The 8281-nt window shown below is 64.9% G+C and carries 10 protein-coding genes; 5 read left to right on the top strand and 5 right to left on the bottom strand.

Translation table 11 applies throughout. The features are described 5' to 3' along the window. Positions 1–798: FAD-dependent oxidoreductase (locus DBR22_RS12565; protein WP_181365157.1), on the top strand; the 798-nt coding region annotated here is incomplete at its 5' end. Positions 799–827: 29 nt separating this feature from the next. Beyond that, the gene (locus DBR22_RS12560; RefSeq protein WP_108599296.1) at positions 828–1442 is read left to right on the top strand and encodes a TetR/AcrR family transcriptional regulator; all 615 of its coding nucleotides are present in this window, start codon (positions 828–830) and stop codon (positions 1440–1442) included. A gap of 82 nt (positions 1443–1524) precedes the next feature. On the opposite strand, the gene DBR22_RS12555 is transcribed toward DBR22_RS12560, so the two are convergent. The 5 genes from DBR22_RS12555 to DBR22_RS12535 all read right to left on the bottom strand — a co-directional run bounded on the left by DBR22_RS12555 (position 1525) and on the right by DBR22_RS12535 (position 5687). Then, positions 1525–2007 (bottom strand): pyridoxamine 5'-phosphate oxidase family protein, encoded by a 483-nt coding sequence (locus DBR22_RS12555; protein WP_108599295.1) that lies wholly within the window; start codon positions 2005–2007, stop codon positions 1525–1527. Between the two features lie 217 nt (positions 2008–2224). Then, positions 2225–2629, bottom strand: coding sequence for a universal stress protein (locus DBR22_RS12550; protein ID WP_108599294.1), 405 nt, complete (start codon positions 2627–2629; stop codon positions 2225–2227). Then, positions 2626–4158 carry a tripartite tricarboxylate transporter permease gene (locus DBR22_RS12545; protein ID WP_108599293.1) on the bottom strand — a complete coding sequence of 511 codons (1533 nt, stop codon included), beginning with the start codon at positions 4156–4158 and terminating at the stop codon, positions 2626–2628. Before DBR22_RS12545 ends, DBR22_RS12550 begins: the two co-directional genes overlap by 4 nt. A gap of 9 nt (positions 4159–4167) precedes the next feature. Continuing rightward, positions 4168–4680, bottom strand: a complete 513-nt coding sequence (locus DBR22_RS12540) for a tripartite tricarboxylate transporter TctB family protein (RefSeq protein ID WP_108599292.1) — start codon at positions 4678–4680, stop codon at positions 4168–4170. A 2-nt stretch (positions 4681–4682) separates the two neighbouring features. Then, positions 4683–5687 carry a Bug family tripartite tricarboxylate transporter substrate binding protein gene (locus tag DBR22_RS12535; protein ID WP_108599291.1) on the bottom strand — a complete coding sequence of 335 codons (1005 nt, stop codon included), beginning with the start codon at positions 5685–5687 and terminating at the stop codon, positions 4683–4685. A gap of 141 nt (positions 5688–5828) precedes the next feature. Between DBR22_RS12535 and DBR22_RS12530 the strand changes: the two genes are divergently transcribed. The 3 genes from DBR22_RS12530 to DBR22_RS12520 form a co-directional block, all read left to right on the top strand. After that, positions 5829–6716, top strand: coding sequence for a LysR family transcriptional regulator (locus tag DBR22_RS12530; protein ID WP_108599290.1), 888 nt, complete (start codon positions 5829–5831; stop codon positions 6714–6716). Positions 6717–6883: 167 nt separating this feature from the next. Further along, positions 6884–7798 carry a 5-dehydro-4-deoxyglucarate dehydratase gene (gene kdgD, locus DBR22_RS12525; RefSeq protein ID WP_108599289.1) on the top strand — a complete coding sequence of 305 codons (915 nt, stop codon included), beginning with the start codon at positions 6884–6886 and terminating at the stop codon, positions 7796–7798. Positions 7799–7851: 53 nt separating this feature from the next. After that, positions 7852–8281 (top strand): aldehyde dehydrogenase family protein (locus tag DBR22_RS12520; protein ID WP_146187489.1); only part of this gene is annotated, 430 nt, incomplete at its 3' end.

Raw genomic sequence — 8281 nt, 5'->3', positions numbered from 1 at the left:
ATCGAGGACGCCATCCTCCTCAAGGAACGCGTGGCATCGCGGCCCTCGGTCATCGTGATCGGCGGCGGACCGCTCGGCATGGAGGTTGCCTCCGGCTGCCTGCACGTGGGCTGCGACGTCACCCTCGTCTCCGACGTCACCCCGCTGTCGCGTCAGCTGGGCGGACACCTGGCTGACATCTTCACTTCCGCAGCCATCCGGCGCGGCCTGAAGATCGTTGCCGGCGGGAAGGCACGACTCGCCAAAAACGGCACCGGAACACGGGTCGCCTTGGCAGACGGCACCGAACTCGAGGCGGACCTTGTGGTCACTGCTGTCGGCGATGAGCCGAACATCGGATGGCTGGCCGGCTCAGGCCTCCTCACCGACGGCTCGCTGCGGGTCGACTCCCGCGGCCGGGTCCGGCCGGAGATCGTGGCCGCCGGCGACGTGGCGTTTTTCCCCACCAGCCGCGGCATCCAGCGGGTTCCCCTCTGGACCAGCGCCATCGACCAAGCCAAGGTCGCCGCCGTCGGCCTCTTCAAAGGTGATGCCGCACCGGAGTTCAGCTTCCAGCCGTACTTCTGGACGGAAGGCTTCGGCCTGTCGCTCAAATCGGTCGGCTTCACGCCGGTGGTTGGTGCCCCTGACTACTGCGAACCGGGCGCCGAACCGGGGTCGGTCCTGATGCGGTGGCAGAACGGCGACGGCGGCGGCACCGCCGCCGCTGTCAACTACCGGATCCCGATCCCCAAACTGCGCCGCCTGGCCGGCGGCGGTCCGGCAGCGCTGCGGCCGGCCGCACCCGCCCGGGTCTGACCCAGCACACCCCCCGTTAGGATTGACCTATGTCGTCGCTGCGAGAAGCCCAGAAGAAGCTCACCCGCGACGTGATCGTGGAGCGGGCCCTGGCGCTCTTCACCGAGAAGGGTTACGCGGCCACCACCATCGACGAGATCGCCGCCGCGGCCGGAACCACCCGGGTGACCTTCTACGCGTACTACCCCTCCCGCAGTGACCTGATGCGGGACTTCATGGCGCGCGTCAACGAGGTACTGGACCGTGCGGACGGCCCGGACAGCGGTTCGACGGCGGCCGACCTCGTGGACGTGGTGCGCTCGGGCGAACTGCCGGGCATTTTGGCCTGGCTGGAGTCGCGGGCGGCGCTCTGGCCGGTCTTCCGCCCCTATCTTGACGTGCTCGACGAGGCCGCCGCCGTCGACCGTGACATGCGGGCCATGGTGGAGGGCTGGCATGAGGAGGTCATCACGGACCTCGTCCGCGGAATGGAACAGGCCGGGCGCTTCCCGGCGGAGACCCGCCACATCCGTGGAACCCTCGCCTTCACCGCCCTCGACTACGTGGCCACGCTCTGGACCCGGCGGAAGTTCGAGCCGAACCGCGAACACGCCCTCGAGGTCCTGGCGGACAACTGGTACCACCTGCTCTGCGACGAAAGCTGAGGCTCCGCCGCAGAACCCAAGCAAAGGACAAAACGGAAGGGCAGCTGCCGCAGCAGCTGCCCTTCCGTTCACCATCGGCTGACTACAGCTCGACGGTGCCGCTTTCGCCAACGCTCATCCGGCTGTTGGTCACCTTGGACTTGACCCACTGAAGCACCGTGGCAGCGGTGCCACCGGGGCTGGTCCAGTATTCTGCGGAGTCCGAGTCGACGCGGAGCAGGCACACCTCCGGCGTATCCGGGCCGTCCGGGAACCACGCCTCCACCACCTGGTTCCACATTTCGTGGATCTTGGCGCGGTCCGTGATGACTTCGGCAGTTCCGGCCACGGAAACCCACTCCGTGTTCTTGCCGAACGAAACGTTCACGCGCGGGTCTGCCCGGACGTGGGCGACCTGCGAGGTGCCGAGGCCCGTGAAGAACCACATGTCGCCGTCGTCCTTCACGTCCTGGACGGCCAGGGGCCGGCTGACCAGGGCGCCTTCTGCGTTGATGGTGGTCAACATCCCGATGTGGGCACTGTTGATGATGTCAGTAACTTTGCTGATGCTCTCAGTGTCCGTCATGCTCTCACCTCGTTCTGGGTCGAAAGGGGAAGTTCCCCTTCGCCAGCCTATTGGTAAGCATGCTTATTTTCCACCCGGAACAACAACCGTGGCAGGCTCACCGGTCGCCCTAAAGCAACGCGGGGTCACTTCCGGCCCAATATCCTCGTTGGATTGGGCCGGAAGTGACCCCGCGTTGGCCTCGCCGACCCCTGATCTGCCGCGCGCGTCAGCGAGCCTAGAAGTGGGCTCCGTCGGCCTTGACGGCCAGGACGGGGCGATCGGCCTGCATCAGGATCCGCTGGGCGTGGCTGCCCAGGATGAACTTGCCCACCTGGGTGCGGTGCCGCAGGCCAATGACGATCAGGGACGCGTTGGCTTCCCGGGCAACGTCAAGGAACTCATCGGCAAGATCGTGCAGGTACGGCGGCTGGATGACGGTGGCCCGCACCCCTTCCTCAGCTGCACGCGCGGCGGCCCGCTCCATCACATCCTCCGACGCGACGGACTTGTCCACCAGTGCGCCTTCCCTGGCGGAGTTGACGATCACCAGGTCCTCGTTGCGGAGTTTGGCTTCGGCAATGCCGGCTGTGAGGGCGGCATCCCCTGCCGGCGTGGGGACGAATCCAACAATGATGCTCATACCTTCTCCTTGATGTCCGGCGTGGCCGCTGATGCTGTGACAGTGTTTTTGCGTTTGGCGATGGCGCCGCGGATGGCCGGCAGCACAGCTACCAGGACAAAGACCAACAGCAGGGTCGCGGAAATCGGGCGGCCGAAGAAGCCCAGGGGGTCGCCGCCGAAGACCAGCAGCGAGCGGCGCATGGAACTTTCCAGCAGTTCGCCCAGGACGAAGGCCAGCACGAGCGGACCCGGTTCGAATCCGAACTTCTTCATGAGGTAGCCCACGATGCCGAAGACCACCACGAGGGTGACATCGAACATGCTGTTGTTGATCGTGTACGCACCGAGCAGGGTGATCAGGGCGGTGACTGGCGCCAGGATGGCTGCCCGGACACGGAGGATCTTCACGAAGATTCCCACCAGCGGCAGGCTCATGATCAGCAGCAGGATGTTGCCGATGTACATGGAGTTCACCACGCCCCAGAAGAGCTCCGGGTTCTGCTCCACCAGCTGCGGTCCGGGGGTGACGCCCTGGATCAGCAGGGCGCCGAACATCAGCGCCATGGTGGCATTGGCGGGGATACCCAGGGTCAGCAGCGGAATAAAGGACGAGGTTGCCGCGGCGTTGTTGGCGGTTTCCGGGCCGGCGACACCCTCGGGGGCACCCTTTCCGAAACGCTCCGGCTGCTTGGCCCGCTTCTTCTCCATCGCGTAGGACGCCATGGAGGCGATCGTGGCGCCGCCGCCGGGAAGGATCCCCAGGAAGAAGCCAAGGACGGATCCGCGGCCGATTGCCCCGGAAGCCTGCTTGAGGTCCTTGCGGGAAGGCCAGACGTTCGTGACCTTCGACGGCGCCTTCGCGGCCCGGTGCCGTTCCTCAAGGTTGTAGAGGATCTCGCCGAGGCCGAAGATGCCCATGGCGATCGGCACGAAGTCGATGCCGTCGGCCAGCTGCAGGCTGCCGAAGGTGAAGCGGCTTTCGCCGGTGAAGATATCCCGGCCCACCGTGGCGAGCAGGAGTCCCAGGGCTGCGGCGATGAGCGCCTTGGCTTTCGAGCCGCTGCTGATGGTCGCCACCAGGAGGATGCCGAGCATCGCCAGTGCGGTGTACTCGGGGGGCCCGAAGTCCAGCGCGAAGCTCGCCACGATCGGGGCAAGGAACGTGAGTCCGATGATGGAGGCGGTGCCCCCGATGAAGGAACCGATCGATGCCAGGCCCAGCGCCGTGCCGGCCCTGCCCTGTTTGGCCATCTGGTAGCCGTCGAAAACAGTGACAACCGAGGACGCTTCACCGGGAAGGCGCAGCAGCACGGAGGTGATGGTGCCGCCGTACTGGGCGCCGTAGAAGATACCGGCCAGCATGATGATGGCGGTAACGGGTTCCACGTTGTACGTCAGCGGAAGGAGGATGGCGATGGTTGCCGCGGGCCCCAGGCCGGGCAATACGCCGATCAGCATGCCGATGACGACACCGATCAGGCAGTACAGGAGGTTGGTCGGCTCCAGGACAACCGCAAATCCGTTGATAACGGGATTCAGAAAATCCACGGGGGTCTCCTAGAAGAGGTGGGGGACGGAGGTGTTGAGGGCGAGGACGAAAATCGCGTAGAAGGAAATCACGACGGCGGCGCTGACTACCAGCGTCGAGCGCCACGTTTCGCCACCCAGGAACCGCATCCAGATAACGCACAGCACCAGGGCCGGCAGTTCAAAGCCGATCAGGGGCATCAGCGACACCATGGCGGCGAGCGTCACCAGGCCGGTCAGCGGCGCAGCGGACATGCGGGTGAATTTTTCCGCATCCCGGTTGTGCCGGCCGGCGATCAGCTGGAACAGTCCCAGGGCCACCATGACGATGCTGATGAGGAACGGCCAAAGGCCGGGCTGAGGCTTGTCGGGAGTGCCAAGCCCCATCGCTGTGGACAGGGCAGCTGCTGCGATGCCGACTGCAAGGACCACCAGGGATGACGCTGCGTTGGCCAGGGCTCCGGCTGCAGGCGGCTTTTCCTCTTCCCACTGGGCAGCCAGCTGCTCCGGCGTCAGGTCATCCAGGTTGGTATCCGGCGTCATCTTCACTTAGTTCCGCTGAGGCTGATGTCGTACTTCTCCACCAGTTCCTTGTACTTGGCTGCGTAGCTCTTCCACTCCGTCACAACTTCCTCGCCGGAGATTTCCTTCGGGGTCAGCGAGTTCTTCTTGTTGAATTCCTTGTAGGCGTCTGACGTGAAGGCTTCCTGGAACGAGGCGAGCAGCTTGTCCTTGACTTCCTTCGGGGTGCCCTTCGGTGCAGCCACTGCCCGGTACTGGGCAACGGGGACGTCGAAACCGGCTTCCTTCGCCGTGGGCGTGTCCGGCAGGAAGCTGGTGCGTTCCTCGGAGAAGACCAGGAGCGGTGATACCTTTCCGGCCTGGATCTGCGGCATCGCTTCGCCGAGCTGGATGGTGGCGAGCTCCACCTGGTTGCCCAGGACTGCTGTCAGGGCGGGCTTTCCACTGTCGAAGGGGATATCCGTACCCTTGACGTCAGCCTGCTTGAAGAGCACGGTCTGGGCCAGCTGGCTTCCGGTGCCCACGCCGGTGGTGCCGAAGGTGACGTTGCGGCCGGCGTCGGATACATCCTTGAACGTTTTGAAGCCGGACTGGGTGCTGGCCACCAGGACGTAGTCGTCCTGGGACAGGCCGGCGATGATGTCCAGGTCATCGATGTTCACGGCCTCGTCGGCGGAGACCGCCAACGGGGTGATGGTGATGAGGGACGCATTGAGCAGGACCAGTTCCTGGCCGTCTGCAGGTTTGCCCGCCACTTCCTTGGTGGCCAGGGCGCCGTTGGCACCGGGCTTGTTCACCACAGGCATCGGCTGGCCGAGCGTCTTGGAAGCGCCTTCGGCGAGGGCCCTGGCGATGAGGTCGGTACTTCCGCCGGCGGCCTGGCCCACGGAGAGGCTCACGGGGCCGGAGGGGTATTTGGCGGAATCAGCCGCAGCGCCGCCCGCCACGTTGCCGCAGGCAGTAAGCGCCAGCAGGGTGACGGCGGAGGCCGCGCCGAGAAGGGTGCGGCGGGTGGGGAAGTGCATCATTGGTACTCCTCATAGAGATTCGGGGCAAACCCGGTTCTTCGCTGTGAACCGAATCACTTCTGGCTCGCTCACCGACTATAGAGACGCGTTATGATGCATGTCTAAGCCCTAATATGCATCAAGTGATACCCGAAAGGCATCATGTTCACTTTCGACCAACTGGCTGGATTCATTGCGGTCGCGGAGGAGCTTCACTTCGGACGGGCAGCGGAAAAGCTGAATATGACCCAGCCCCCGCTCAGCCGCCAGATCCAGAAGCTGGAAAAGAGTATCGGCACCGAACTCCTGGAACGCGATAACCGCAAGGTGCAGCTCACTCCGGCAGGGGCTGCTTTCCTGGATGAAGCCAAGAGGCTGATGGCATTGGCCCAGCGGGCGCCCGTGACGGCCCGCCGGATCGCCACCGGCCGCTCTGGAGTTTTGCGCGTGGGCTTTACGGCCGCCAGTGGCTTCAGCATCCTGGGACCTCTCCTTGAAGAAATCGCGTCAATCCTGCCGGAGGTGGACATCGACCTCCAGGAGCTGGTGACGGGCGAACAGATCCAGGGCCTGCTGACCGGAGAGCTCGATCTGGGCTTGGCCCGCCCGCCGTTCGACCGCGACGTTTTCGATTCGCACCTGCTCTACCGCGAGGCCATGGTGCTGGCCGTACCAACAGGCCACCGCCTGGCCGGACTTTCCAGGCCGGTAGCGGACGACGACCTCCGGGACGAGCCGCTCATCATGCATTCCCCCACCAAAGCCGCCTACTTCTACGACCTCGTAATCCGCATGCATTCGATCCAGCACGGCAATGTCATTCATACGGTGAGCCAGATCCTCACCATGGTCTCCCTGGTCGCAGCCAAGCGGGGTGTTGCTTTCGTCCCGCATTCCGCCACCCTCCTGGCCATCAAGGGGGTGGAATTCCTGCCGCTGGCGGGCGGCAGCGGCGAGGAGCCGGTCGAGCTGCACGCCATCTGGAACCGCAAGGTGGCTAACCCTGCCCTGCGGAGGCTTCTGCTGGACCTGGAATTCAGGACCGAGTAGCGCCGATCCAGCTGATGAGTGTTCCGCGCTGGTGATGCCTTGCGGGTATCAATCAATACGAAAAGGGCCTTAGACAGGCATCACGTTGCGTGCCTACTCTGGACAGGAACCAGCATCCAGCCGCCCGGGAACAGTCACCATGCGGCATTCAGACAGAGGACAACATCGTGGCAAAGTACACCCCCCAGGAATTGGCAGACACCCTCAAGGAAGGCCTGCTCTCGTTCCCGGTGACGTCGTTCGATGCGCAGCTGCAGTTCGATGAGGAGAACTACCGCAAGCACCTTGCCTGGCAGGCCAGCTTCCCGGTTGCCGGCCTCTTCGCAGCCGGCGGCACCGGTGAAGGTTTTTCCCTCACACCGGCAGAATCCGAGCGCGTGGTCCGCACCGCCGTCGAGGAAGTGGGCGGACAGGTTCCCGTACTGGCATCCGCCGGCGGCTCCACGGCCCAGGCCATCGAGAACGCCAAAGCTGCGGAGGCAGCCGGTGCAGACGGCCTCCTGCTCCTGCCCCCGTACCTGACCGAAGCGGACCAGGGCGGCCTGATCGACCACGTCAGCGCCATCTGCAGCGCCACCTCGCTGGGTGTCATCATCTACAACCGCGCCAACGCCATCTACAAAGACACCACCGTGGCCACCCTCGCGGACCGCCACGAGAACCTGATCGGCTTCAAGGACGGCGTGGGCGACCTCGAACACGATGCCCGCGTGTACGCCAAACTCGGCGACCGCCTCTTCTACCTGGGCGGCCTTCCCACCGCCGAAACCTTCGCGCTCCCGCTGCTCCAGCTCGGCATGAGCACCTACTCCAGTGCCATGTACAACTTCGTCCCGCAGTTCGCCCTGGACTTCTACCAGGACGTCCGCAACAACGACCGCGTGGCCGTGAACAAGAAGCTCAACGACTTTGTGATCCCGTACCTGGACATCCGCGACCGCGTGAAGGGCTACTCGGTTTCCATCGTCAAGGGCGGCCTGGACGCCATCGGCCGCTCCGCCGGCGGCGTTCGTCCCCCGCTGCAGAACCTCGCTCCGCAGGACTTCGCAGACCTCAAAGCCCTCATCGCCACCGTTTCCTGATCAACTGGTCCTTGATCACCCGCACTTGATCACCCCCTTTAGGAGTAACCACAGTGACACTCACCGGACATTCCCTGATCGCCGGGCAGCCCGTCGTCGGAAGCGGCAACACCGCCTTTGGCTTCAACCCCGCCACCAACGAACAGCTCCACCCCGCCTACTCGCTGATCACCGGGGAACAGCTGACGACGGCGACCTCCGCCGCTGCGGCCGCGTACCAGTCCTTCAGCACTTTGGACCCCGAAACCCACGCCGCGTTCCTCGAAGCGATTGCGGACAACATTGAGGCGATCGGCGAGGAACTGGTAATCCGCGCCGGCCAAGAAACCGGCCTGCCCGCCGCCCGGCTGCAGGGCGAACGCGCCCGCACCACCGGCCAGCTCCGCCTCTTCGCCACCGTGGTCCGCCAGGGTGACTTCCGCGGCGTCCGCATCGACCCGGCCCTCCCGGACCGCATGCCCATGCCCCGGGCCGACATCCGCC

This window comes from Arthrobacter sp. HMWF013, assembly GCF_003061105.1.
GTDB lineage: Bacteria > Actinomycetota > Actinomycetes > Actinomycetales > Micrococcaceae > Arthrobacter.
This window is presented reverse-complemented; position numbering and strand designations above follow the sequence as displayed.